The sequence below is a fragment of the Psychrobacter fulvigenes genome (assembly GCF_904846155.1).
Lineage (GTDB): Bacteria > Pseudomonadota > Gammaproteobacteria > Pseudomonadales > Moraxellaceae > Psychrobacter > Psychrobacter fulvigenes.
Map to the genome: position 1 here is coordinate 3,242,740 of NZ_CAJGZP010000001.1, position 24,798 is coordinate 3,267,537.

General features: G+C 43.2%; 22 protein-coding genes and 2 tRNA genes. 16 read left to right on the forward strand and 8 right to left on the reverse strand.

Annotated features, from left to right (window positions below):
* Positions 1–43 precede the first annotated feature (43 nt).
* Positions 44–119 (forward strand) — tRNA-Ala (locus JMX03_RS13755).
* 145 nt (positions 120–264) lie between these two features.
* A tRNA-Glu gene (locus JMX03_RS13760) sits at positions 265–340 on the forward strand.
* Positions 341–585: 245 nt separating this feature from the next.
* Here the strand turns inward: JMX03_RS13760 and JMX03_RS13765 are convergent.
* Positions 586–1,131 (reverse strand): rhodanese-like domain-containing protein, encoded by a 546-nt coding sequence (locus tag JMX03_RS13765; RefSeq protein ID WP_265089877.1) that lies wholly within the window; start codon positions 1,129–1,131, stop codon positions 586–588.
* 779 nt (positions 1,132–1,910) lie between these two features.
* On the opposite strand from JMX03_RS13765, the gene JMX03_RS13770 reads away from it, so the two are divergent.
* From JMX03_RS13770 to JMX03_RS13790, 5 genes are all read left to right on the forward strand, one after another.
* The gene (locus JMX03_RS13770) at positions 1,911–3,290 is read left to right on the forward strand and encodes a solute carrier family 23 protein (RefSeq protein WP_201597469.1); all 1,380 of its coding nucleotides are present in this window, start codon (positions 1,911–1,913) and stop codon (positions 3,288–3,290) included.
* Between the two features lie 95 nt (positions 3,291–3,385).
* Positions 3,386–4,039 carry a LysE family translocator gene (locus JMX03_RS13775; protein ID WP_201597471.1) on the forward strand — a complete coding sequence of 218 codons (654 nt, stop codon included), beginning with the start codon at positions 3,386–3,388 and terminating at the stop codon, positions 4,037–4,039.
* A gap of 221 nt (positions 4,040–4,260) precedes the next feature.
* Positions 4,261–4,746 (forward strand): winged helix-turn-helix domain-containing protein, encoded by a 486-nt coding sequence (locus JMX03_RS13780; RefSeq protein ID WP_201594969.1) that lies wholly within the window; start codon positions 4,261–4,263, stop codon positions 4,744–4,746.
* 44 nt (positions 4,747–4,790) lie between these two features.
* Entirely contained in the window at positions 4,791–5,297 is a 507-nt protein-coding gene (locus JMX03_RS13785) for an IS630 family transposase (protein ID WP_201597472.1), read from the forward strand.
* A gap of 42 nt (positions 5,298–5,339) precedes the next feature.
* Positions 5,340–5,690: a glutaredoxin family protein gene (locus JMX03_RS13790; RefSeq protein WP_201597473.1), complete on the forward strand. Its 351-nt coding sequence runs from the start codon at positions 5,340–5,342 to the stop codon at positions 5,688–5,690.
* Between the two features lie 10 nt (positions 5,691–5,700).
* On the opposite strand, the gene JMX03_RS13795 is transcribed toward JMX03_RS13790, so the two are convergent.
* Both JMX03_RS13795 and JMX03_RS15210 read right to left on the reverse strand, forming a co-directional pair.
* Positions 5,701–6,435, reverse strand: coding sequence for a Fic family protein (locus JMX03_RS13795; protein ID WP_201597474.1), 735 nt, complete (start codon positions 6,433–6,435; stop codon positions 5,701–5,703).
* Between the two features lie 8 nt (positions 6,436–6,443).
* On the reverse strand, positions 6,444–6,824 hold the full coding sequence (locus JMX03_RS15210; RefSeq protein ID WP_201597475.1) for a Fic/DOC family N-terminal domain-containing protein: 381 nt from the start codon (positions 6,822–6,824) through the stop codon (positions 6,444–6,446).
* Between the two features lie 313 nt (positions 6,825–7,137).
* Between JMX03_RS15210 and JMX03_RS13805 the strand changes: the two genes are divergently transcribed.
* Positions 7,138–10,152: an HD domain-containing protein gene (locus JMX03_RS13805; protein ID WP_201597476.1), complete on the forward strand. Its 3,015-nt coding sequence runs from the start codon at positions 7,138–7,140 to the stop codon at positions 10,150–10,152.
* Positions 10,153–10,534: 382 nt separating this feature from the next.
* Here JMX03_RS13805 and acnA read toward each other — a convergent pair whose 3' ends face one another.
* Both acnA and JMX03_RS13815 read right to left on the reverse strand, forming a co-directional pair.
* Positions 10,535–13,342, reverse strand: coding sequence for an aconitate hydratase AcnA (acnA, locus tag JMX03_RS13810; RefSeq protein ID WP_201597477.1), 2,808 nt, complete (start codon positions 13,340–13,342; stop codon positions 10,535–10,537).
* A gap of 410 nt (positions 13,343–13,752) precedes the next feature.
* A complete protein-coding gene (locus tag JMX03_RS13815) occupies positions 13,753–14,760 on the reverse strand; it encodes a DUF3025 domain-containing protein (RefSeq protein WP_201597478.1) in 1,008 nt (335 codons plus the stop codon).
* Between the two features lie 257 nt (positions 14,761–15,017).
* On the opposite strand from JMX03_RS13815, the gene JMX03_RS13820 reads away from it, so the two are divergent.
* Positions 15,018–15,734 carry a metal-dependent hydrolase gene (locus tag JMX03_RS13820; protein ID WP_201597480.1) on the forward strand — a complete coding sequence of 239 codons (717 nt, stop codon included), beginning with the start codon at positions 15,018–15,020 and terminating at the stop codon, positions 15,732–15,734.
* A gap of 45 nt (positions 15,735–15,779) precedes the next feature.
* A complete protein-coding gene (locus tag JMX03_RS13825; RefSeq protein ID WP_201597481.1) occupies positions 15,780–16,361 on the forward strand; it encodes a YchJ family protein in 582 nt (193 codons plus the stop codon).
* Positions 16,362–16,365: 4 nt separating this feature from the next.
* On the opposite strand, the gene JMX03_RS13830 is transcribed toward JMX03_RS13825, so the two are convergent.
* From JMX03_RS13830 to JMX03_RS13840, 3 genes are all read right to left on the reverse strand, one after another.
* The gene (locus JMX03_RS13830; protein WP_201576866.1) at positions 16,366–17,262 is read right to left on the reverse strand and encodes a class II glutamine amidotransferase; all 897 of its coding nucleotides are present in this window, start codon (positions 17,260–17,262) and stop codon (positions 16,366–16,368) included.
* 73 nt (positions 17,263–17,335) lie between these two features.
* The gene (locus tag JMX03_RS13835) at positions 17,336–17,644 is read right to left on the reverse strand and encodes a putative signal transducing protein (protein ID WP_227695827.1); all 309 of its coding nucleotides are present in this window, start codon (positions 17,642–17,644) and stop codon (positions 17,336–17,338) included.
* A gap of 53 nt (positions 17,645–17,697) precedes the next feature.
* On the reverse strand, positions 17,698–18,891 hold the full coding sequence (locus JMX03_RS13840; protein WP_201597483.1) for a homoserine kinase: 1,194 nt from the start codon (positions 18,889–18,891) through the stop codon (positions 17,698–17,700).
* Between the two features lie 178 nt (positions 18,892–19,069).
* Here JMX03_RS13840 and hisF point away from each other — a divergent pair, with 178 nt between their 5' ends.
* From hisF to glmU, 6 genes are all read left to right on the forward strand, one after another.
* Complete coding sequence (hisF, locus tag JMX03_RS13845) at positions 19,070–19,852, forward strand: imidazole glycerol phosphate synthase subunit HisF (RefSeq protein ID WP_201597484.1); 783 nt, start codon at positions 19,070–19,072, stop codon at positions 19,850–19,852.
* A 135-nt stretch (positions 19,853–19,987) separates the two neighbouring features.
* Positions 19,988–20,524 (forward strand): 6,7-dimethyl-8-ribityllumazine synthase, encoded by a 537-nt coding sequence (gene ribH, locus JMX03_RS13850; protein WP_201576863.1) that lies wholly within the window; start codon positions 19,988–19,990, stop codon positions 20,522–20,524.
* Between the two features lie 218 nt (positions 20,525–20,742).
* Positions 20,743–21,543 (forward strand): transcription antitermination factor NusB, encoded by an 801-nt coding sequence (gene nusB / locus JMX03_RS13855; protein WP_227695829.1) that lies wholly within the window; start codon positions 20,743–20,745, stop codon positions 21,541–21,543.
* 2 nt (positions 21,544–21,545) lie between these two features.
* Positions 21,546–22,622, forward strand: a complete 1,077-nt coding sequence (thiL, locus tag JMX03_RS13860) for a thiamine-phosphate kinase (protein WP_201597486.1) — start codon at positions 21,546–21,548, stop codon at positions 22,620–22,622.
* A gap of 3 nt (positions 22,623–22,625) precedes the next feature.
* A complete protein-coding gene (locus JMX03_RS13865) occupies positions 22,626–23,207 on the forward strand; it encodes a phosphatidylglycerophosphatase A family protein (RefSeq protein ID WP_201597488.1) in 582 nt (193 codons plus the stop codon).
* A 134-nt stretch (positions 23,208–23,341) separates the two neighbouring features.
* On the forward strand, positions 23,342–24,724 hold the full coding sequence (gene glmU / locus JMX03_RS13870; RefSeq protein ID WP_201597490.1) for a bifunctional UDP-N-acetylglucosamine diphosphorylase/glucosamine-1-phosphate N-acetyltransferase GlmU: 1,383 nt from the start codon (positions 23,342–23,344) through the stop codon (positions 24,722–24,724).
* The last annotated feature ends 74 nt before the right edge of the window (positions 24,725–24,798 follow it).

The following is a 24,798-nucleotide window of genomic DNA, read 5'->3' on the forward strand; positions in this document are numbered from 1 at the left end:
ACAACACTGCCAGTCTTCCCTAAAATGTGCTCACTCTTAGCGAGGGGCTATAGCTCAGTTGGTAGAGCACTTGCATGGCATGCAAGGGGTCAACGGTTCGACTCCGTTTAGCTCCACCATACTATTTATAACGAAGCTCAGCACTGCTGAAACTTGATATAAATACTCGCTAGTAGGACGATATCAGCACCTAGGCAAGGCTTTTTATAAGCACTCTGATATTGTGAAGTACCGTTGTAGCCATTTGGTTATGACACTCTATGCGTCCCCATCGTCTAGAGGCCTAGGACACCGCCCTTTCACGGCGGTAACGGGGGTTCGAATCCCCCTGGGGACGCCACTATTCGGCGTCACTTATTAGCACTTTTGCTTAGCACCTTTTAAGCATCGGGTTAGACTAATAAGCGCACACTAAAAAACCCAGTCATCATACGGTGACTGGGTTTTTTTATGTCTGTTATCTTTTAAATCAAAAGCTGAACAGCTGCTGTTAGCGATTCGTTAGCAGCTTTTAGTTAGCGAAGTGGGCTACGCTGTCGCTAACCCACCTTTATATCTCAATACCATTTAAAGTATCTAAAAAGCTTACGGCTTATTGATCTTACTCGGATTAATCTTCGATGACCAAGGCAATCCAGAATTCTGCCAACCGTTCTTCAGACGAAACCCTTCTCTCTCACCGTCTTCAATCTTATCCCCTTGAAAACCATGATCGATATACTTCACGTTGGTAAATCCTTGGCTTAACAGATAGTCAGCGCTGGGCTTGCCGCGAGCAGAACCCGAGCGGCACATAGTAACGATGAGATCATCTTTGCCCAAACCTTTAGCCTTGAGTGCTTTTTCAACCTCGCTGGCAAAGTCTGGATTACTGGGCATGGCAAAGACAGCTTTTTCCTCATTGAACTGAGTGCGATCAACGCTCTTAAACGGGATGTTGATATCTACCGCATCGGTAAATCCGACAAACATGATCTCTACAGGGTCTCTGACATCAACGAATAATACCTCGTCAGCATCTTCTTGCACCATGTTCCAAACCGCTTGTGGGGTGACAGATAGTGCATCTTTAGCAATAGCATGAGAGGTCAGACCAAACATGATGAGTAATGACAATATAATGGCTTTCACTTTTTTCTCCATAGAACGCGGCAGTTTATTCAGCAATGTTAACCATATCTTATGACGATTAAAGCCATGATGCAATGAATACGGCAGTTAGGGTTCGGCCTGGTTATATAGTCGACCCACTACAAAATAAGTAAAGTACTACTGGGATGAATTTTTTGCAGCCTCTGGAGTGGCGAAGCCGCACAGCAAGCAAAGAAAATTTATACCAGTAGCACGCCGTAAAAGCTGTACTCTTTTTATTTAGAATTCACTATAAAAGTAGTGGTAAAGATGAGCGAAACTACAGTCAAATGAGAAAAATAGCTGTTTATTATGAAATAAAGTTTGGTATAAGCGGCAGGAGCCAACCTCAGACACTACCTAAAGCGTGGGCAGACTCATAAAACCCTAGCAAACTACTGATAAATAGTAACCTATCTCATTTATCTTTACTTTTTGCCAATTACTCGTTATTTAGACTGTCAACATTATTGCATTCTTTATTTTTACCACGTATCATACTCCGACCAAAAAATCTAAAACCAATGCCAGCATTTGATCTTATTGAATCAGCTCATATTGAGCTTTCGATATGCCCTAATTGCGATGCTTTTTATTGGCTCCACCTTGCCTCTCTTTATATCACCTTAATTTAACGTCATTTAAACGTTGTTCGCCAACTGCAAAACCCCTATTATCATATTCTCATGGTTTAAAGTTATCATGATTTAAAAGCAATAACTTCTACTCTAGACCAATATTGTTTATATCGAAAAACTCACTTAAAAGGACTTAAGACGATGGCTATCGTTCGTAAATACGGTGAAGAACAGCCTTATTGGCCTGCCGGCCCGTTCAAAATACGCCTGCCCTTTGTGCATTACCGCTGGGAAATCCCTGAGATGATTCAGGGGCTGTTCATGTTCGTGGTCAGCCTTGGTATGATTCCCTTGTTAGAGCAGTATCTGGGCATGCCATATGATGCTGCACTGGCGTTTTGTGTGGTCGCAGGGCTGATGTATCTATTGCCATCACTGCTTGGTGTACCACTGGTACCTGGCTGGATTACGCCCGCTATTCCTGTGGTGCTTTTATATCTGCAAGCGTTTGAACCTGGACCCCAAGCGGTACAAGCCATGTTTGTACTACAAATTGAGGTATTCTTAATTTTTATTGTGTTGGGTCTGACTGGGTTTGGTAATCGTCTGGTGAGTTTTATTCCCAACTCTCTAAAAGCCGGTATCATCATTGGTGCAGGTATCGCCGCCTTGATGGGTGAAATCAAAGTCGGTGGCCGTGTTGAAGCCACGCCAGTCTCCCTGATTATCGGGGCGATTATCTCCGCTTATGTGCTGTTCTCAGTTTCTTTTAAAGATAAAATTCAGAACAACCGCCTTGCCAAGATGTTCGCCAATCTAGGTATGATCTCAGGTATGTTAATCGCGATGGTCATCGGTTGGATCATCGGTGAATATCCTTTGCCCAATATTGAATGGGGCATCACTCAGCCAAACTTTGGTTTGATGACTGACTACCTCATCTTTAACGTCGGTATGCCTGATATTAGCGTGTTCTTATTGGCCTTTCCTACAGCGATGATCGCTTATGTCATTGCCTTTGGTGATATCTTGGTGGGTAAAGCGCTGAGCGAACGGGTCGATAGTATCCGCCCTGACGAAAAAATCGAGACCAATATCACTCGTATCCACGTGGTCACAGGTATCCGTAATGGCGTGCATGCGCTATTTGCACCTTGGCCAGGGCTGGCTGGGCCTATTTGGACCGCCGCTCATGCCACGCTTGCGGAGCGCTATGCGCTAGGGCGTAAAGCGATGGATTCTATCTATAGTGGTGGCGGCACTTTCTGGTGGACAGGTCTGATTGCTATATTTATGCTGCCATTGGTCACGCTGTTTAAGCCTGTGTTGCCTATTGCGCTGTCATTGACGCTATTGCTGACGGCTTATATTTGTATTATGGTGGGTATCGAACAGCTCAAAAACTCTGCTGAGCGCGGGGTTGCTGGTATCGTAGCGGTCACTTTAGCCATGCCAGCAGCACAATCGACCATCTATGCAATTGTCATCGGTATCGTGCTCTACGTTTTGCTCGAACGACCAAGCTCAGAGCAGAGAAAAAAGGCACAAGAAGCCTCTCTGACCAAAAGCAATCTGGAATAGATCACTAAAGACTGTTGCAATTAAGCTGGTACTGGCCGGGCATTTTGTTCCGCTGATACCAGCTTTTGTAGAACATCACTGACAAGGTGTTATTTATGTTTGGCATCGAAAACTATATAGGGTTTATCATAGACGCTATTTTGCTGAATCTGACGCCCGGCACAGATAGCATCTATATCATCACTCGAAGCATCTCTCAGGGACAGCAAGCGGGGCTTTACTCTGTACTTGGTATTACCTCTGGGATCTTAGTGCATACTTTATTGGCAGCGTTAGGACTGTCAGTATTACTCGCCAACTCACCAACAGCATTTATGATCGTCAAATATCTCGGTGCCAGCTATCTATGCTATCTGGGTTTCAAAATGCTAACGAGTAAACAGCAGCCTTTGCTGGCTAATAATTTGGCTGAGAATGAGACGTTAGCGACTGCCAAACTTACGAACCACTGGCAAATATATAAGCAAGGCGTACTGACCAATGTGTTTAACCCCAAAGTCGCCTTATTTTTCTTAGCCTTCTTTCCGCAGTTTATTGATACCCATTATGCTTATAGCATGCTGTCATTTTTAGTCTTAGGGCTGTCTTTTGCTACCACGGGCTTTATTTGGTGCTTATGTTTGGCACTATTGGCGGCAAGGTTTAGTGAAAAACTTAGAGCTCATCCAACTTTTGAGACGGTTTTGAATAGGTTTAGCGGTGTGATATTTATCGGCTTAGGTATTAAACTTTTGACTGAAAAAGGTTAACAGGCTGCAAACTACCAAGTGCATTTTTATGTCTCTCTACTCTGGCTGGATATCCCGTGACTTTGATTTAACCTCATACCAATACTGGCTACTGAGTATGAGGACATAGCGATTAGACTTCACGTCGTGACCCTACTATACTCGTCGTCAACATAATCTTGAAACATAAGCTTGAAACGCAAGAGTAATACCAAACCCAAAATATATAGTATAATCCACTTATGACTATACCAATACATAACCTAGAAGACCATGACTTTGGCAAACACTCAAAGACTGAGCGCAATCCCAGAGCCCGACTACGCCTGCTCATCTTATACCAATATAGTATAGGCAAAGCCACCAACGATATTGCCAAAGACCTCTGCATACATCCTGAAACTGCCAGATGGACATTGAAGCGATATTATGAACGAGGACTTGAAAGTCTCTACGATCGTCATCGTCGAGGTCGTCGCAGCAAATTGGCAGAAGCAGACACAGCCGCTTTTAAAGCCATGATAGTCTCTGAACAAGAAAAGCGCGCTGGCGGTCGTCTAACCGGCAAAGACATTCAGCAATTGGCTAAAGAACACTACAACGCTCACTACACCGTTAACGGTATCTACGAGCTACTCAAGCGTATTGATATGAGTTGGATAAGTGCTCGTAGTCAGCATCCAAAAGCCGACCCACAAGCTCAAGACGCTTTTAAAAAAACTTTATAGCACAGGTTAAGGCGTCACTGCCTACTGATGTGAGCCTAGATCAAGTGGACATCTGGTTTCAAGATGAAACTCGAATAGGACAACAAGGCTCATTGACCAGAGTTTGGCATTACCGCGGTGGGCGACCTCGACTGATCAAGCAGCAACAGTTTCATTCCGCTTATCTGTTTGGTGCCTTTTGTCCAGCGACAAAGAAGGCTGTCGGCTTAGTACTGCCTTTCGTTAATAAACACACCATGTTATTGCATATGCAAGAGATTAGTAAAGCCGTTCCAAAAGGACGTCATGCGGTGGTGGTGATGGACGGCGCATTATGGCATCAACCAAGCTTGAATCAGGCTAATGTCACTATGCTTAAACTACCGCCTTATTCACCTGAGCTTAATCCCTCTGAGAGGGTATGGCAGTACCTTAAGCAAAATGAGCTATCTAATCGTTGTTATGACAGTTATGAGGCTATTGTCGATGCCGCATGCTTGGCTTGGAATAATCTACTTAAACAGCCACAAAGGATTCGGTCTTTAACTACTCGTACCTGGGCGCAACTTTAATTGTTGGGTTTGGTATAAAAAACAGGGCTGAATAGGTGTGACATGAGGTTTGTAAAAGTATTTTCGTTCGTACTCGGCGCTATTGTGCTCATTAGTAGTGTCTATCTTATAAACGCCAGTACTGTCACTCCAGACTCCGTCGCCTGTGACGCCTCGAATGACAATGATATTGTACTATACGGTGCTGTCTGGTGTCCTTATTGCGAACAGACCAGACAATTACTCGCCTCGCACAATGTCGACTACTGTGAGTACGATATCGAACGCTCTGCTGAAGGTTATAGACAATATGAAAGTCTGGGTGGTGGCGGTGTGCCTCTAATGCTGTTTAATGGTGAAGTGATCCGCGGCTATAATAAACCTGAAATTGAGTGGCAGATTCAAAATCAGTGACTGTGCTTGCTTAAACCCGTACCAACTCCATCAATGGTTCAAAGGAATAAAGCGTAGAAGTCCTACCAGCGCCTTCTTCGACCACTTGCAAAATTTTACTTTCTTCTAAAACCTTACTGAATCTAGCTGCCGTAGAGGTAGGAATACCACTTTTACTGGTAAAGCTACTGTTCCTAAAGACAGGATTAGTAAAAATAAATTCTAGCGCATTTAACGACCATTTTGAGGACAGTAAGTCGCTAAACTCTCTTTTCATAGTCTCATACAGCTGACCAATCTGTTCAGCGATTTCTAGATTGTTGGTGGCTTGTTCTTTAACTGCCTCTAAGAAAAATATGCACCAATTATCCCAATTGCCAGTCTCTGAGACTTCTCGCATCAAATCAATATATCTATCTTTGTTTTCTTCAAAATAACCACTGATATAAAAATGCGGCGCAGAAATCGTCTGTGCTGACCATAATATTAAGGTAATCAACATTCTACCAATTCTACCGTTACCGTCTTGAAAAGGATGCAAAGCTTCGAACTCTAAATGACTGACGGCCGTTTTTAGCAGTATGGGTGAAGAGTCGTTATTAATATAGTCAAACAAATCATCCAAGCCACTTTGTAGCTTTTCAGGACTAATCGGTACAAACAAGATACTTTTTTTCGAGCGGTCAGCCAGATAGTTTTGCTCACTTTTGAACTGACCGGGCGATTTTTTTGCACCTCTACCCTTTGATAATAGCTGCTGGTGCATGGTTTTTATCAAAGATTTGCTGAGTGATAACCATCACTCATTGCCTGCTGTACGTTTTTTAGGGTGCGTTGATAAAGAATAGTTTCAATAATATCACTACGAACCTGCGCCGAATGCCCTTTTCCATCACCATAGTCTGCCTCGTACTGCATAATCTCATCTAGGGTACTGATGGTGCCTTCCATACGTGAAGAGATGACCGCTTCTTGATTGCGCAATGGCGCAAGTAAAATCTCGCTGTTGTGCATGCTTTTGAGCATTTGGTCAAAGCGAGAAATCGCTTCAGTCGCGCCTATCATAGCGTCCATAATGACTTGATAATCGATAGATTGAGGGGGAAAGCCGCCATAATGATAATGTACAGCGTGTTCCAAATTGAAATCGGTCATATTTACTTGCCTTGTCTCTCAAAATGAGCATTCTTTGATTCACAAGTTGTATTGTGGCTGGTATTTGAGAGACAAACAAGCTTGTCTCTCATAAATAACGGAAAGTGAGAGGCAAATAGGTTTGTTTCCTAGAGTAAGAGACTAAATGGACTATTACTTATATTTGGTATCTTTGGAGAGACAATGTGGTACTTTCAGTTTAATATAGTTGTTGGAATAAAATTTGCACTAGGTCTTTACCCTAGAGTATTTTTAAAAACTTATTTGATTGAATCACAATACAAATAAATATGTTTATAAACGGATATTAAGTATGAGCACCCAACTAATTAAACATCTCGAAAATAAAGCTGTAGAAGATTCCAATACGTCAATTTTACTTGCACAATGGAGCTTTGACGAGAAATTAGTTAGTAAATCATTAGAGAATATTGCTGGATATTTTCCACATTTTAGTAGTCACAACTCTTCTCATTCAAAGCAAATACTGATAAACATTGAAAGACTTTTAGGCAAAAACTTAAAACTACTGAGTGCTACTGATACATGGCTTATTCTCGAATCCGCATATTGGCACGATATAGGTATGCTATTCGATGCTAAAGAAGCGATTGCAGTAACAGAATCAGATGAATTTAAAGAGTTTGTCGAATCATTGGCGAACGATAAATCTACTGACTTAAATGAGTTCGCATCTAACTATTCAGAAAAAGGTTGGAAAATAGCATTAAGTAACTATGAACACCCTCAAATAGGTATTGAGCAGTACCGCCAAATGATAGCTGAATGGTTTAGGAGACATCATCAGGCAAATTCACAAAAAATTGTTAGAGATCCTTTCAATGAGTTAGGTATTAGCTCTCCACGCACTGAGCTCTTTCCGAATAGAATATATACTTATTTAGGTCAAATTTGTCTTGCACATGGAACAAGCTTTCAACGTGTTATGACAGAACTACCTTTTAGACAAACAGGTCTAGGTACGGAAAACTGTCATCCGCGCTTTGTAGCTTGTTTATTACGTCTAGGAGATATATTTGATATTGATGATAATCGCTTCTGTCCAGTTATGGCAAAACAAGTTTATGACACTCCTTCTTTGAGTCAGGCACATTTTGATAAACATAAATCTATCAGAGAGTTTCAGTTAGATAATCAAACTGTCAGCATTACTGCTGAGTGCAATAATGAAAGCGCCTATATTGAAACACAGTTATGGTTTGGTTGGATAAAAGAAGAGCTCCAAGACCAGATGTCTCAATGGAAGAATATAGTTCCTCATAGAAACTTTGGTTTATTACCGACGGTTGAAAAGCTAACGGTTGAAATGACAAACACTAAAAAGCTAATCAATGATAAGCCAATGAAATTTAGCATTGATGAGAAAAATGCTATTGAATTATTACAAGGTAAGAATCTGTACGACGATAAAACAAATATTTTTCGTGAACTCATTCAAAATGCAGTAGACGCTACTTTATTAAGAGCGTGGATTGAGCATGGTGAAATCAGCGAAACTAAAACGATACAGTCACACATGCATCCTTTTCATGAGACTGTTCAAAAAACTCTTTCAAACTACCCTATCGAAGTTGACTTAGCAAAACTATCCGATTGTGAAGACAGCCAATTCAGTATTTGGGAGTTTTCAGTATTAGATAAAGGGCTAGGTATAAGCCTTCAAGATTTACAATACATGCAACAAATAGCAGGTTCAAGTCGTAATATTGAAAAACGTAGAATTATTAAAACAATGCCTTTGTGGATGAGACCGTCAGGTGAGTTTGGTATTGGTATGCATAGTGCTTTTTTACTAATGGAAGGTTTACCTGATATAGATAAAAAAATTGTCTTAGAGACTAAAAGTAAGAAGGATAATAAATTATACAAAATTGAACTGACATCTCCATTAACGAAGCAGAGTGGATTCTGTTTCATTGAAGAGCTACCAGATGATATGAGTAAGGATTATGGAACTAAATTGACTGTTAAGGTTTCATTATCTAAGCATAGGTATCATTTAAGCAACTTTGGGTTTGAGGTTCACGATAAATTTGATAGGCTAAAGGGTTCTATTGCAGATTACGTTAATGCACATTATTACATCGAAAAGATATCTAACTCCATAGCTAGACAGACACCAGTTCTTGTTAAATTACATAGAAGGTGGAGTGAATTCCATAATAATGATCTTGAGAATGACTTTCGAATATGGGATGAAAAAAGAAATCTATACATTAAACTTGAGACTCATTCTGATGGAGTTGCATTGACTGACCTGCAAACCGATACCTATGGTTTATTCCGTGGTCAGAAGGTTGAATCTATGAACGTCTACTTTCTTCCTAGTTCGATTGATTACTACGGTTTTAATGCTAAAGAAGCACTTCAAATTGATAGAAATAAGTGGCAAAGACAGTTCATATTAAAGCTTATTGACGAAGGGTATTTTCGTAGTTTGTTTAAATATATTGTCGATGAGAAGACTGATTTGATTGAGGATAAGTTTTATGATAAAAAAGTGATTAGTGCCTACAATAGGATGCTTGGATTTAGAAGTGAAAAGTATAAAGATAATGATTCATGGAGAGATCTTAAATTTTTTAACGATAAAAACACATTATTTGGGAGAAAGGTAAAAGATAAGAATAGTTTCAACAAACTAATCTCTCTTGAAAAAGTAGTTATTCAATTTGACAAAACACATAGTATCTTTAATGGTAAAGACAAACCTAAGGCAAAAGAATTATTAACGACTGTAAATGAGAACAATTTTTTTCTAAGAGCATTTATTCAAGAGTGGTACGCTCTTGGTGGTTATCATAAAGTAATAGAAGGCCATAATAAGCTAAAAATGAAGTTTAATAGATCTAAAAATGATGAGTTTGATAATACCTTATTATTTTATTTAGAAGGGTTATTACATAAATCAAAAAGAATCTTTCTTGCTCCAGAAAAGTTGGATAGTATTGATAAGCTAAGACCATTCAAAGAGCTAATTTGCTCTAGCGATATTCATAAAAACTATTTTGGAACAGATGATAAAGAAACTACTGAATCACTATTAATTCCTTTTTTTTCCTTTAAGAATAATGACCTAGTAGTTATCACACTTGAATCATTAGATATGATTATTGATGCTGTTTGGATCGAAAAAAAGAAGCAAGATAAGGAGGTTAAGAAGGAATATATTAGTAAGCTTTATCAGGATCTAGCTATTATCTTAGACGAGACAATGCAAAATAGTAACGACTGGAAAGAAGCAAGAGAAAGAAGTAAAGAATTTAGTAGTTTCGATAGTTCTATACTATCTAAGTATGATAAATAAACTTGCATTTTATAAATGTTGTCTTCAACTGTGAAGTTCACCTAGCTTGTCATGTTTTATCTTGTTATAGGTGCGCCAAGCCGCACCATTATATATAAACTCATCTAAGCCACGATAAATATCAGCAAGAACACAATCTCACCGCTAGCCCTGATTGCAGCGGATATCCTGGCGGACTAGGCGAGTTGCGGGCGCTTGGTTTTGAGACGATATCGAGGCAACAGGAACGGCTCAAACCGTAGCGCCCGCCTCGCCTAGACTGGCAGATAGTAGCAAAAAGCAGGATAAGCTCCTAAAAAACCATTCAAAAACTACCACCCACAAAAAAGCCCAGTCACCACGACTGGGCTTTCTCTAATGCTAAACTAACGCTAATCAAGCATTACGCTGCGTCTTTGCTATCCGCTGCCAGCTGACGCAGTACATAGTGCAATACACCGCCATGACGCACGTATTCGCGCTCTTTTGGCGTCTGCAGACCAACATTCACTTCAAACACTTCCTCTGAACCATCAGCACGAGTAGCAGTCACTTTGGCAGTTTTGCTCTCGCCATTATCAAGCCCTGTAATGCTAATGACTTCTGAACCATCAAGCTTGTAAGTATCTGCGTTTTCACCATCTTTAAAGGTCAATGGCAACACGCCCATACCGACTAGGTTTGAACGGTGAATACGCTCGAACGAAGTTGTCAGTACTGCTTTTACGCCAAGCAAAATCGTACCTTTCGCTGCCCAGTCACGGCTAGAGCCAGAACCATACTCTGCACCGCCAAGTACTACTAGGGGACGCTTATCTTCTTTATACTTCATTGCCGCATCATAGATGGCCATTTCTTCGCCGTCTTGTAGCGTGGCTTTGTCGTCTTTGAAGTAATACGTATAACCACCCTCTTTGCCATCCATCATAGTATTTTTGATACGGATGTTGGCAAAGGTACCGCGAGTCATGACCGCGTCATTACCACGGCGTGAGCCATAACTGTTAAAGTCGGCTTCCATTACACCGCGCTCTTGCAAGTACTTGCCAGCAGGCGATTCGGCATCGATGTTACCCGCCGGTGAGATGTGGTCAGTAGTGATTGAATCACCGAATAGACCTAGGATACGCGCGCCTTCGATATCTAGGATACCTTCTGGCTCCATGGTCATATCATCAAAGAACGGTGGGTTCTTGATATAAGTAGACTCTTCGCTCCACGGATACAACTGGCTATCTGCTGAGCTAATGGCATTCCACGCTTTACTACCGTCAAACACTTCGCCGTAGTTTTTGCGGAACATTTCAGCATCGATGTTATTGGCAATCAGCTCATTAATCTCAGCTGACGTTGGCCAGATGTCTTTTAAGAAGACATCATTACCTTCTAAATCTTGACCTAGTGGATGGGTCGTCAAGTCAATATCGACCGTCCCTGCTAGTGCATAAGCGACAACCAGTGGTGGTGAAGCTAAATAGCTGGCTTTCACATGTGAGTGAATACGACCTTCAAAGTTACGGTTACCTGATAGTACGGCTGCGGCAACCAAGTCATTGTCTTCGATAGCCTCTTCAATCGCATCTAATAGCGGACCTGAGTTACCGATACAAGTAGTACAACCATAACCAACCAGATAGAAACCTACTTTTTCAAGTTCATCCATTAGCTGAGACTTTTCGAGATAATCAGTCACAACTTTTGAGCCTGGTGCAAGAGAGGTTTTGACCCATGGCTTAGCTGTCAACCCTTTAGCCGCTGCTTTTTTAGCGACTAGGCCTGCACCAATCATAACGGCAGGGTTTGAAGTATTGGTACAAGAGGTAATCGCTGCGATCACAACAGAACCATCACGCAGTTTATACTCTTCATCTTCAATTTTGATAGTACATGAGGTGCTACCATCCGCGCAGAACGGATTCGGTTTGGCTGCTAGCTTTTCAGCTTGCTCTTGCTTACCGCCTTCTTCATCAAAACGCACTTTGGCATCTTCTTCGACTTTACGGCCTTTGGTCATCTCTTTTAGAGTATCGCCAAATTTTTCGTGCATATCAGATAGGTTGATACGCTGCTGCGGTAGGTTAGGACCAGCAAGCGCAGGTTGCACTGTACTGAGATCTAGATGCAAGTTGCTTGAGTAAGTCGCTGGCTGAGTATCGGCATCATGCCACATACCTTGTGCCTTGGCGTACTTCTCAACCAATTCGATCTGATTCTCATCACGACCTGATAGACGTAGATAATCAATCGCCATTTGGTCAATGGGGAAAATACCACAAGTTGCGCCATATTCTGGTGACATATTGGCAATCGTCGCTCGATCCGCCAGTGGCATTTGATGTAAGCCTTCGCCGTAAAATTCGACGAACTTACCAACCACGCCATGCTTACGCAACATCTCAACCACACGTAATACTAAGTCAGTTGCCGTGACGCCTTCAGACAGCTCGCCCGTCATCTCAAAGCCGACGACTTGTGGAATGAGCATCGAAGAAGGTTGGCCTAGCATTGCTGCTTCGGCTTCAATACCGCCCACACCCCAACCAAGCACACCGATACCATTAATCATCGTGGTGTGACTATCAGTACCAAAAACAGTATCTGGATAAGCAGTCAGCTCGCCATCGACTTCTGCTGCCATGACGACGCGTGCTAAATACTCTAGGTTAACTTGATGCACGATACCAGTAGCGGGTGGTACGACCACGAAGTTTTCAAAGGCATGCTTGCCCCAATGCAAGAATTCATAACGCTCATTGTTGCGTTTAAATTCAATTTTTTCGTTCAAATCAAGCGAGTCTTCACGCCCGTACACATCGACCTGTACTGAATGGTCAACGACCAATTCACTTGGGATAAAGGGGTTGATTTGCTCAGCTTTACCGCCAAGCTTAACAACCGCATCACGCATCGCTGCCAAATCGACGACTGATGGTACACCGGTAAAATCCTGCAATACCACGCGCGCTGGCATAAAGGCGATTTCTTTTGAAGCCTCTGCTGCTGCATCCCAGTTGGCAACCGCTTCGATATGGTTTTTGCCAACAGACTGGCCGCCATCTTCGTTACGTAATAGGTTCTCTAATACGACCTTCATACAAAACGGTAGCGTATTGATGTTGTCATAAGTCTCAGCAAGTTTGGGCAGACTATAGTAGGCATGCTCCTTGCCGTCGACCGAAATGGTGTCTTTTACATTAAAAATATCACTCATGGGTGGCTTCCTTATCTATTGTTATATGGATTTATGGTTTTATTATTGCTTAAAACCGTTATAAAATTTTATGATAGGTGGCTAGTTGGACTAAAAATAACTGAAATAAAAAATGGTTGAATAAGCAATTTAATGAACTCAACCACTTTTGATTGAATAGTATATGTTTGGTATATAGCGGCTATTTATTTTTAATAGCACTTTCTTACTACTGCGCTATATACCTGCTTTATATCTTTTATATCTGTGCCGATGTTCAATAAGTTCTAGTAGAACCATAAGCATATCCCTGCTTATGAACATTAGCACCTACTACCATAACAAATTACCCTACACTTGTTAACACTAACTGGTTAACAAATCGTGGCACAATCGTAACCGAAACATATATTTAGAGGTGTATGAAGCAACTACGCCTGCCGACGGCGGCCACTCCTAAAAACATAACTGTCGTCATAAAACTCAGGATTGGCATTGGCTGCCCAAAAGTGCGGCACGCCCAATATAGGTAATGGCGCAAGTTTGCGCGGTGTCACCTCATCCTGTGACAATAGCTCATCCATGTGCGCGGCCACTCTATCATCTAAATATATCATGCGCTCAGACAATGATAAGGCAAAGAAATCTTGCGAGACGTTGATAACGATACTGTGCGCGCACAGAGGCTTGCGCGGTTGTATGAGTTGCTCTAGCAATGCATGACCAAAAATATAGACCGCAGCCTGAGACTGCTTACTAACTTGTGTTGGATTGTCCCACTTATCACGTGGCACAACCAAGCTTGCCTGCCAATCAAAATCAATTAACGCCTCACCAATGCTAGGATCTGCGGTCACTAATATCGCACCGTTTTCGTCAAATACCGTAATAGTGTCGCGTACTCTGCCACGCGTCTCTCCTACGCCCTGTCTTGCAATCTCGAGCATATGATAGTAATTGAGCAAGGCTTTGGTCTTGGGAAACGTCAACCAGATGCTACCGTTAAATAAGTCGTGCAAGTTATCACGCGTCGGAATGTTGCCAGTCGTAGCGATAAAACCCTCATAAGCCTCACCCTCTGGCAACGCATTTTGCGAGACAAAGGTAAGCGTATGCGCTCGATTATCATGTGCAGGTTTGGTGCTCGGCAATGTGTCTTGCAGAGCTGCGCTTTGCTGCTTTAACGCGGTATTTAAAGTATCAGCAATGATGTCAGCTTGTTTGTGGTCATTCGCTGAAGTGTCTACTCGCTGATTCAAAGCACTCAGTTGCTTTATAATTTCACTCAAATAGTTTAGCTGACTTAAATGACATAGCCACGGTGCTTGCCAATCGATATCAGCAAAGCTTGAGTCCAGAGCATCTGTTATAGAAGTGGGCATAGTGGGCGTGGCTGAATGTGACGGTTGGCTGTCTTTGAATACGGAAATAGACGTCATATAAAGGCTCTCTATTGTGCGGATAGTGATGAGTATGAAAGATAGCATCATGGTATCATAGGCCGCTTTTTTACTGCTTATAAGCGGCAGTGTGCGCTGATGATATAGTTGATACACTTTAAAAATGACATAGCGCTACTGGTATAAATTTTACTTGCGTGCTGCGTCCCCAGAGGCTGCGCAAAATTCATCCCAGTAGCACGTTTAGACTTATAACAATTTTATTTTAAATTGACTATATTTTATGATGAGTTTTTATGGCAAATTTTAACACCCACTTAAACGGTGCATTCATCGTAAGTGGTACGCTTGGCTTGACGGTTTATAAAGCGGGTTTCATCGATGACGCAGGATTTTTGATGTGCGTGGCGCTTGGCACCATAGGCGGTCTATTACCTGATCTTGACTCAGACAACTCTACGCCCATCAAAATTGGCTTCAATGTGGCCTCTTTTGTTTTTGCCTTTGCACTGGTGATGCATTGGCGCAGTGAGCTGAGTTTATTGGCTTTGATAGCGCTCTGGCTAGCAGGCTACGGTTTTATGCGTTATGTGGTTTTTTATATTTTTACCAATATGACTGTGCATCGCGGTGTCATCCACTCTGTGCCTTATATGGCGATACTGGGGCTAGGTCTCACCTGCTTAAGCTATTATGGTTTAGAGTATTCGCTCACTACCAGTTGGTTTTATGGGCTGTTTTTATTTGGCGGTGCGATGGTACACTTAGCATTGGATGAGCTATATAGCGTTAACTTGTCAGGCATGAGAATGAAGCGCTCATCGGGCACGGCAATGAAGTTTTATAAGCACAAAGACCGTTGGTGGTATCTGCTACTCTATGTGATACTTGTATTATTGGTTTATTTTGCACCGCCCTTTGAGCCGTTTTGGCAACAGCTAAGTAACCCTGCCCCATGGGCAAAGCTAAAACTTGGCCTATGGCCAGAAATGATAAAAAACATGCTGTATTGAAATTTATAAAGCCGCTAAAAATATAAATGATAATGCGAGTAAATAATGTCAATTCCTGTACAAATCTGCCCGTGCCAAATCAATCCATCACCAGACTTTACAAGCTCAGCGCTGGCTTATAAAGACTGCTGCCAGCCCTACCATGATGGTCTACTGAATAAAGAAGCTGATAAAGCTGACTGTAAACATGAATATTCTGCTGAGCGTCTGATGCGCACGCGCTACAGTGCGTTTGTCTTGGTCATTCCAGAATATATCGTCAAGACTACCCTGCCCGCACAGCAAAGCTTGCTCGATATCAAGGCGATTGAAGCGTGGGCAAAAGAGACGGATTGGGCAGGACTCCAAATCGTAGCGCACACGCCAAAGCTGGGTAAGCGTCATGCGCAGGTTGAATTTAAGGCTTATTTTAATAGCCCTGATAGTACAGCTGACAACTTGCAAGCGCACCATGAGCTATCGGCTTTTGTAAAAGTAGCGGATAAGACTACTGACAAGAAAAGTGAGCATTATGAGAATTGGTACTTTCTTGACCCGACGGTAGCGATGAACGTGACGCAGAAACAGCCCTGTATTTGTGGTTCAGGTGAGAAGTTTAAACGCTGTTGTGGGGTTTATTTACCATAACCCATTAAACACTCGCCCCAACTGCTCTCGCTATCGCAATCCCTTCATCGATGGTTAAGAACTTACGCTGGCTTGGACTGTCTTTATAGAGTATTTCACCGTCTTGAAAGATTAAGCATTCATTGACAGCCAACTGTTGCCACTCCTCGTTTTCAGTCAAAGGTACGGTGACCAAAATCGTCACCTTATCAGTGTCTGTCGTCACATCACCAAAGTTAATCACTAAATCATCATCCGCCAGTTTTGCTTCACCAAATGGTGCTTGGCGTGTGAGATAAAACAACAAACTACCAGCATAGGCCAGCTGCCAACGACCATTCGATATTAGGCAATTAAATAACCCATTAGCAGATAAATAACGACATTGGGTGGTCAGAAAGTTAAACAACGTTTGATCGTCAGGGCGTGATTTAAAAGTGCTTTTCAGCCGATTTACTAAATAGCAAAACGCCATTTCAGAGTCGGTATTACCGACTGGCTGACAATGTGAGGCATTACCATTATCTTGCAGGCGCTGACAGCGTTTAATAAACTCGCTATTCATCTGGCCGTTATGCGCAAATACCCACTGCTCGCCCCACACTTCACGGACGAAAGGATGGGTATTGGCCAAGCAGTTTTGCCCTTGTGTGGCTTTGCGAATGTGAGCAATGACGTTCATCGCTTTGATCGGATAGCTGTTGACCAAATCAGCGACTGGCGATAAATGGCTCGGGTGGTTGTCATGAAATAAGCGCAATCCCGTTGAGGCATGTGCCGACTCGCATTCGCTGCGCTCAAAAAACGCAATGCCAAAGCCATCTTCATGGCTATCGGTCAGACCACCACGCTTGCGAAAGCCTGCAAAGCTAAAACCAATATCAGTTGGGACATTACAGTTCATTCCTAAAAGTTGACACATTTACGCTTTTCCGCCTTTATCACTTTGATTGTTTTAGCTATCTCGATTGTCACTACTGTTACTATTAATGACTTTAACTGTCTTGCGTACCACGATTGATCTGCGCATCCGCTGTATTAATACCCAGATCTGCATCGCTCATATTATCTAGCAGCGTTTCTGCCGTAGTATCCGTATCGATATTATCTAAGATCCGCTGTGCTTGCGCCAAATCCTCATCTTGCACCCAAAGTACGATGCCAGAGTTCATACCTGGGATGGCACTTAATGCTTGCAGGGAGACGGTGATGCCATTATTACGCAGCAGATTGGCGTGCAGCTCACCTTGGATATTGGTGTCATAGCGTGCCAGTTTGTGCCAGTTGTCGACTTGATTGGTCATGAGATCACCTTTGAGGTTTTGGTACAGTTTTGATGCAGGAGTAACGAAATAACTTATGCCAACTGATCCAGCTTATATTTTTTGATTACAAACTCGCCATCAGATTTTAGATTATCACGTGCTTGCTCAGCTTGCATGGAACTGCTAAACACGCCTACTATCTGATTAGCAGCGTTATCCATATTAGCAGGATTAGTCTCTAGTAGTACAAAAACAGTGTGTTGTGTTTTTTCGACATGGGACCAATGATAAGCAGCCAGACGTTTCATCAAATCAGGGTTTTTGACCATGATATTGTCGCCAGTGCGACCTTCAGTGCGGTTGTAATGAATGACGTTCAGACGTAACAGCCAAAAAATCACAGCGGCTTTTGCTAGCATAACAGGTAACGCGCGTTTTTCATTATCAGTCAGCGCTTTTTTGGACTCGTAACCTTGTAAAAAAGCCGTCATTTTTTCACGGTCAAAGTGAACTCTTTCATCTTGCTCTGCATCGCCCCACGTGGTACAAAAATCATTGATAGTAATGGCAATATCCATCACATAATGCTCGACGCTGACTTCGGTAAAGTCCAATAATCCAGTGAGTTTCTCATGCCCTTTGGTCAAATCCCATAAGGTGTTGTCTGCAAACATATCCAAATGACACAAGCCTTTTGGTAGATCAGCAAGTGATAGATCACTGTAAGACTGCCAGATATCACTCATTAGTTTGGCTTCATCACCTGGCATGAATTGCATCTCACGATCACGCACTTCTGTCCATGGATACAAAGGCACACCGTATTGCTCGCTTGGCTGCAGTGCTTGCAGGGTCTCATGCAGCATCGCTAGAGCGGCACCAATATCATGACACATCGCTTGCGTGGTTTGCTGCGGATGCGCGCCTGCCAGACACGGCACGAGCGTGATACCTTTGTTTTCATAATGGATGACGTAGCGTTTTTCGGTTTTAACAGCTTCTGATTCGTTAGCCTCTGAGTCAATAATAGCCAGTGGCGCGGCTACAGGGAGTTTGCCATCTAATTGATTGAGAATAACCGCCATCTTTTCGACATCGGCAGGTGGACGCTCCTCATATAAGGTAAACACATAAGAATGCTCGCCCTCTTTATCGTCAGTTGTCTGAATAAACCAGTTAGAGTTTTTGATACCTTGGGTAATAGGAATAGCGCGGGCGAAAGACACACCAAAACGTTGGCAAAAGCTGGCAAACTGATCATCGGTTAACTGGGTATAGACAGACATGACATCTCACTTAAAACAAGTAAATAGAGGTGAATTTAGATAGTAATGGTAATAATGACACCACATACAAGCAAACTTTAACAAAAAGCGTATTAATCTTGCGAAAACCTGCCTGATATGGTGGTGATTTTGCTAGACTAGCGCCTATAAATGAATTGATTATAAGGTGAAAGCCCCTATGTTAGCAAAGCGTATCATCCCTTGTTTGGACGTGGATAATGGTCGAGTGGTAAAAGGCGTACAGTTTGTCGATATCAAAGACGCTGGCGACCCTGTCGAAGTAGCGCAGCGCTACAACGAACAAGGTGCCGATGAGATTACTTTTTTGGACATTACAGCGACTAGTGATGAGCGTGACACCACTTATCATACCGTTGAGCGTATGGCAGAGACCGTGTTTGTCCCATTAACAGTGGGTGGCGGTGTACGTAAATCAGCCGATATTCGTAACCTGCTGAACGCTGGCGCAGATAAAGTAGCGATCAACTCAGCGGCGGTCTTTACGCCTGAGTTTGTCGGTGAAGCGGCGCAAAAGTTTGGCAACCAATGTATCGTCGTTGCGATCGATGCCAAGCGTGTCGCTGATATTGAGATTGATGGCATTGTCATACCGCGCTGGGAGATTTTCACTCACGGTGGACGTAAGCCAACTGGCATCGATGCGGTTGCTTGGGCCATCAAAATGGCCGAGCTGGGCGCTGGCGAATTATTGGTCACCTCGATGGATGGTGATGGCACCAAAAAAGGCTATGACTTGGCCTTGATGCAACAGATTACTAGCCAAGTAAATGTGCCTGTCATCGCCTCTGGTGGGGTGGGAAACTTACAGCATTTGGCTGACGGTGTCCTCAAAGGTGGCGCCGATGCCGTGCTTGCAGCCAGTATTTTTCATTTTGGTGAGTATACCGTTCAGGAAGCCAAAGAATACATGGCAGCGCAAGGAATACAGATGCGCCTGTGACACCTTTGTAAGCTACAAATACATCAAAAAAATGCTATCATAGTCAACTACTTACTTTTAGTTCATTGAGCTATTAAGCATTTAATAATTACTGGCATTTAAATCAATAAATTTTTCAAAAAACAGGATATCTTTATGTCGAACTTACAACAGCAGCGCAATGACATTACCCATATTGATGGCAATCTACACCAAAACGAAGATGCGCGCATTGGTATCGTCGTTGGTCGTTTCAATGGTTTTGTCGTCGAGTCATTGGTAGATGGCGCTATCGATGCGCTACTACGTCATGGCGTATTGGGCAGCAACATTACGGTCATTCGTGTGCCTGGTGCGTTTGAGCTACCACTGGTTGCCCAGCGCGCTGCTGAGTCTGATCGCTTTGACGCCATCATTGCTTTGGGCGCTATCATCCGTGGTAGCACGCCGCATTTCGACTTCGTCGCAAGCGAGTCAGCAAAAGGCTTAAGCAATGTCGCTACTGACTATAATATCCCTGTTGCGAACGGCGTCATCACAACTGATAGCATCGAACAAGCGATTGAGCGTTCTGGTACCAAAGCGGGTAATAAAGGCTCTGAAGCTGCCATGGTCGTGCTTGAAATGCTGGCTGTTTTATCACAGCTAGACATTGATGATGACTACGATAGTGATAATAGCGATGATGCTTAATCAAAACGTTATTTTATAGATTAGTTAAGCGTTCATTGGCGCTGTGGTTTCGATAATTTTTTTTAAATAACCACAGCGTCAATATTATTAGTAGTGCTATAAAGCTGGTAGTATTGCTACAAAGCTGAGCTGCAAAATCCGACTGTCAAAGCCGTCAGTCGATGACTATTTAACATACTTTATGCTATTTTTAATTAAAAACTAGGTATTGACCCCCTATGACTGACCAACTCAAGCGCGCCATTAGCGCTGCGAAAACTGCACAAAGTAATACTGCCACTACAGATCAGGCCAGTAACGGTGCGGAACAACAAAACTTCGAGATGAGTGAGTCTTCTTATAAGACCAGTCACACCGCTGTGCGTAAAGCAAGACGCTTTGCGATGCAAGGCCTATACGAATGGCTTGTTACGGATCATCGTTTTGACAAAGACGGCAAGCTAGGCTGGAAGGCCAATGCACCACATGATATCGCCGCGCGTACCCGTGCAACCAATGCCATGCATACCGTACACATCGGCTACTATCACGAAATGATGCGTGATATCCCAGAGCAGATCGAAGCGCTAGATGCTCTGATCAGCCAACATTTGGATCGCGAAATCGATAAGCTCGATACCGTTGAGCACGCCATCTTACTGATTGGTGCTTATGAGCTACAAAACCGTCTTGAGATTCCTTATAAAGTAGTACTTGATGAAGCCATGAAGCTGAATAATCACTTCGGTGCGACAGACGCTCATAAGCTGATTAACGCTGTGCTTGACAGAATGGCTGTTGAGCTACGTGATGCGGAAGTACAAGCCGATACTAAGGCCAATCTACGCACCTCACAAAAAGCAGCGGCCAAGTCAGCAGAAGCCATAAAAGAAAAAGGCCTTGCCAAAGAAGAGACTGCAGCTGCAGACAGTAAGCCAGCGAAGCCACGTATTAGTGCCAATAAGACTAACGTTAAACGCGACCGCGCCAACAAAGTCGGTGCCGATGCTCCTAACACTGATAGCAAAAGCCAAGACTAATCATGAATGAATTTGAGCTGATTGAGCAAGTATTCTTACAATTACAAGCCGAGCATTCTCCAGCTGCTGGTATTGAAAAGAGCATTGGTGATGATGCAGCAGTGATAAACCTGCCTGCAGGTTCACGCTTGGTCAGCTGTATTGATACCTTGGTTCAAGGTCGACACTTTAGTGCCGATTGGGATGAAGTCCATAAACTGGCATTTTCAATTGGTTATAAAGCCGTAGCGGTCAATGTCTCAGACCTTGCCGCGATGGGTGCGACGCCGCACAGTATTCTGTTGGCGTTAGCATTACCTGAACGTCTTGCCCATAAACAATGGCTCACAGAATTTTCCAAAGGCATATTTCACACCTGCCAACTGTTTGGCGTGACGCTTATCGGCGGTGATACCACCCGCAATGATACCTTGGTGCTCAGCATCAGCGCTCAAGGAATATTGGCCGCAGACACCCCAGCAGTCTACCGTTCAGGAGCACAAGTCGGTGACAAAGTCTATGTATCAGGCACATTGGGTGATGCTAGTTATGCGTTGCAACATCCTGATAATGCTATCGGTAAAGAGCTAGCACACCGCCTACACACGCCGACCCCGCGTATTGCACTAGGTGCAGCGTTGGCAGAGATTGGCGCAACTGCGATGATAGATATCTCTGATGGTCTCTATCAAGACCTTGGACATATCTGTCAACAAAGCAGCGTTGGTATGCAAATTAGTCTTGAGCATCTACCTAGCAGCAAAGCACTCGCAAGCGTTGATTTAGCAGAGCGCTTATTATGTCAATTGGCTGGCGGTGATGATTACGAGCTAGCATTTACCTTGCCTGCTGATATTGAGCTCCCTATTAATAGCAGCAATACTCCTGTCACCTGTATCGGTGAAGTCATTGCGCCAGCAAGCAACCTAACAAACAGTGATTTTGCAAACAGTCCAGTAAGCAATACAGTTACTGCTGCCAATATCTCCAAAACCTTGCTTCCTGAATTATGGTATCAAGGACAGCGAGTAACAGTATCTCATCCAGCGCCATTTTCCACATGGCCAAATCTTACTGGTTACCAACATTTTGCAGGCTAGCCCATGACTGACCATGACTTATCTAAGCCCGATATCCGTAAAGCTAATGACTGCCCGCCTCTACCAGCAAATGCCAGTATGCTTGATCGTGTGGTGTATTGGCTAGGTATTGGTTTGGGCAGTGGCTTGCCCCGCCGTGCACCTGGCACTTGGGGCACTGTTGGTGGATTCATCGTCGCCATACCGCTGATGAGCTTAGGTTTTGTACCTTTTTTAATCATCACTCTCTTATCCTGCCTCATTGGCATCTGGATATGCGGTCGCACTTCCGAGTTGATGCAAACCCATGATGACCCACATATCGTCTGGGATGAGTGGGCGGGTATCTGGATTACCTTGTTACCATTTTCTTATATGAGTGTGACGACAGACACCTTTTGGCAAGATATTTCACAAAGTTTGTCTATCATTGCGCTTATCCTCGCCTTTATACTGTTCCGGTTTTTTGACATTATTAAGCCACCACCGATTGGTTGGGTCGACAAGAGAGTCGCAGGCGGTCTGGGTATTATGCTCGATGATATCATCGCTGGAGTTATGGCAGCGGCCGTATGGCTTGTCATCATGCTAGGTATACTGCTCTAAATAACTGCGTTTTGATCAAGCTATCTTAAGGCGATAATTGTAAGGTCAGTAAATATTCACCTAAAAGAATATGGACTTTCCCGACATTTGCGCTATAATAAAATTATATTTGTTACATTTAACATAGGGCTTTTATGACATCTTCCCTTTCTGTAATTATTCTTGCTGCCGGAAAAGGCACGCGTATGCAGTCTGCTAAGCCAAAAGTCTTACAAACATTAGCAGGCAAACCTTTACTCGGTCACGTGCTAGACACTTGTGACAACTTGACCGTAGCGAAAACCATTGTGGTACATGGCTTCGGCGGTGAGCAAGTACAAACAGCAATGAATAGCCAGTATGCGCATCTACCGATTACGTGGGTTGCACAGACTGAACAGCTAGGAACGGGGCATGCCGTCAAAGTCACCCTAGAGCAACTTCCAAAAGACGGGCAAAGTCTTATTTTATACGGTGATGTGCCATTAGTCAGCCGTCAGACCTTAGCCACGCTACAGACCGCCAATACTGATGGCATGTCAATGCTGACACTAACGGTGGATAATCCGTTTGGACTTGGCCGTATCAAACGTGATGCTGCAGGTAATGTCCAAGCAATCGTCGAGCAAAAAGATGCCAGTGCCGATGAGCAGCAAATTCAAGAGATTAATAGTGGTATTTATTGCGTCGATAATGCCTTATTACATAAATACTTGCCAAAGCTATCAAATGATAATGCACAGCAAGAATACTATCTGACTGATATCGTCAAATTGGCAGTCGCTGACGGTGTTAGCATTGCTGCCATTGAACCTGAGCATGCCTTTGAGATTGAAGGCGTTAATAACCGCCAACAGCTGGCAAGTTTAGAGCGCACTTGGCAAAGTAAGTTAGTCGCCGATTTACAAGAAGCGGGCGTTCAGTTTGCCGACCCTACTCGCGTCGATATTCGTGGTACGTTGACCGCAGGTCAGGACGTGTTTATAGATGTCGGTGTGGTATTTGAAGGCGACTGCACCTTAGGTGACAATGTCTATATCGAAGCGGGCTGCGTGATCAAAAATGCCCAGATTGGCAATGCTTGCCATATTAAACCCTACTGTGTGATTGATCGCGCTGAAGTCGGTGCTGGGGTTGATATTGGTCCTTTTGCGCATTTGCGCCCTGAGACCATATTATCTGATAATACCAAAGTAGGTAATTTTGTAGAAATTAAGAAATCAACCATCGGTCATGGCAGCAAGGTCAATCATCTAAGCTATGTTGGCGATTCAACCGTAGGCACCAATGTCAATATCGGTGCAGGCGTCATTACCTGTAATTATGACGGGGCAAATAAATCGCAAACAGTTATTAAAGACAATGTGTTTGTCGGCTCTAACTCTAGCCTAGTTGCACCAGTAACGATCGGTGACGCTGCCACAGTAGCCGCAGGCTCTGTGATTACCAATGACGTTGATAATAATGCGTTGGCTCTGGGCCGTGCTCGTCAAGTACAAAAAGCAGATTTCCAGCGTCCGACCAAAAACTCAAAATAGTCAGATCGTTACCAATAGTGTTTGAATAAATAGAAGCAGTGCGGCAAATTTTGTGGTGCTGCTTCATCTCATTT

Bases quoted from the DNA above. Each gene is read 5' to 3' on its own strand.
- JMX03_RS13770 (WP_201597469.1), top strand. From the start codon at position 1,911: ATGGCTATCGTTCGTAAATACGGTGAAGAACAGCCTTATTGGCCTGCC.
- JMX03_RS13775 (WP_201597471.1), top strand. From the start codon at position 3,386: ATGTTTGGCATCGAAAACTATATAGGGTTTATCATAGACGCTATTTTG.
- JMX03_RS13780 (WP_201594969.1), top strand. From the start codon at position 4,261: ATGACTATACCAATACATAACCTAGAAGACCATGACTTTGGCAAACAC.
- JMX03_RS13790 (WP_201597473.1), top strand. From the start codon at position 5,340: ATGAGGTTTGTAAAAGTATTTTCGTTCGTACTCGGCGCTATTGTGCTC.
- JMX03_RS13795 (WP_201597474.1), bottom strand. From the start codon at position 6,435: ATGCACCAGCAGCTATTATCAAAGGGTAGAGGTGCAAAAAAATCGCCC.
- JMX03_RS15210 (WP_201597475.1), bottom strand. From the start codon at position 6,824: ATGACCGATTTCAATTTGGAACACGCTGTACATTATCATTATGGCGGC.
- JMX03_RS13805 (WP_201597476.1), top strand. From the start codon at position 7,138: ATGAGCACCCAACTAATTAAACATCTCGAAAATAAAGCTGTAGAAGAT.
- acnA (WP_201597477.1), bottom strand. From the start codon at position 13,342: ATGAGTGATATTTTTAATGTAAAAGACACCATTTCGGTCGACGGCAAG.
- JMX03_RS13815 (WP_201597478.1), bottom strand. From the start codon at position 14,760: ATGACGTCTATTTCCGTATTCAAAGACAGCCAACCGTCACATTCAGCC.
- JMX03_RS13820 (WP_201597480.1), top strand. From the start codon at position 15,018: ATGGCAAATTTTAACACCCACTTAAACGGTGCATTCATCGTAAGTGGT.
- JMX03_RS13825 (WP_201597481.1), top strand. From the start codon at position 15,780: ATGTCAATTCCTGTACAAATCTGCCCGTGCCAAATCAATCCATCACCA.
- JMX03_RS13830 (WP_201576866.1), bottom strand. From the start codon at position 17,262: ATGTGTCAACTTTTAGGAATGAACTGTAATGTCCCAACTGATATTGGT.
- JMX03_RS13835 (WP_227695827.1), bottom strand. From the start codon at position 17,644: ATGACCAATCAAGTCGACAACTGGCACAAACTGGCACGCTATGACACC.
- JMX03_RS13840 (WP_201597483.1), bottom strand. From the start codon at position 18,891: ATGTCTGTCTATACCCAGTTAACCGATGATCAGTTTGCCAGCTTTTGC.
- hisF (WP_201597484.1), top strand. From the start codon at position 19,070: ATGTTAGCAAAGCGTATCATCCCTTGTTTGGACGTGGATAATGGTCGA.
- ribH (WP_201576863.1), top strand. From the start codon at position 19,988: ATGTCGAACTTACAACAGCAGCGCAATGACATTACCCATATTGATGGC.
- nusB (WP_227695829.1), top strand. From the start codon at position 20,743: ATGACTGACCAACTCAAGCGCGCCATTAGCGCTGCGAAAACTGCACAA.
- thiL (WP_201597486.1), top strand. From the start codon at position 21,546: ATGAATGAATTTGAGCTGATTGAGCAAGTATTCTTACAATTACAAGCC.
- JMX03_RS13865 (WP_201597488.1), top strand. From the start codon at position 22,626: ATGACTGACCATGACTTATCTAAGCCCGATATCCGTAAAGCTAATGAC.
- glmU (WP_201597490.1), top strand. From the start codon at position 23,342: ATGACATCTTCCCTTTCTGTAATTATTCTTGCTGCCGGAAAAGGCACG.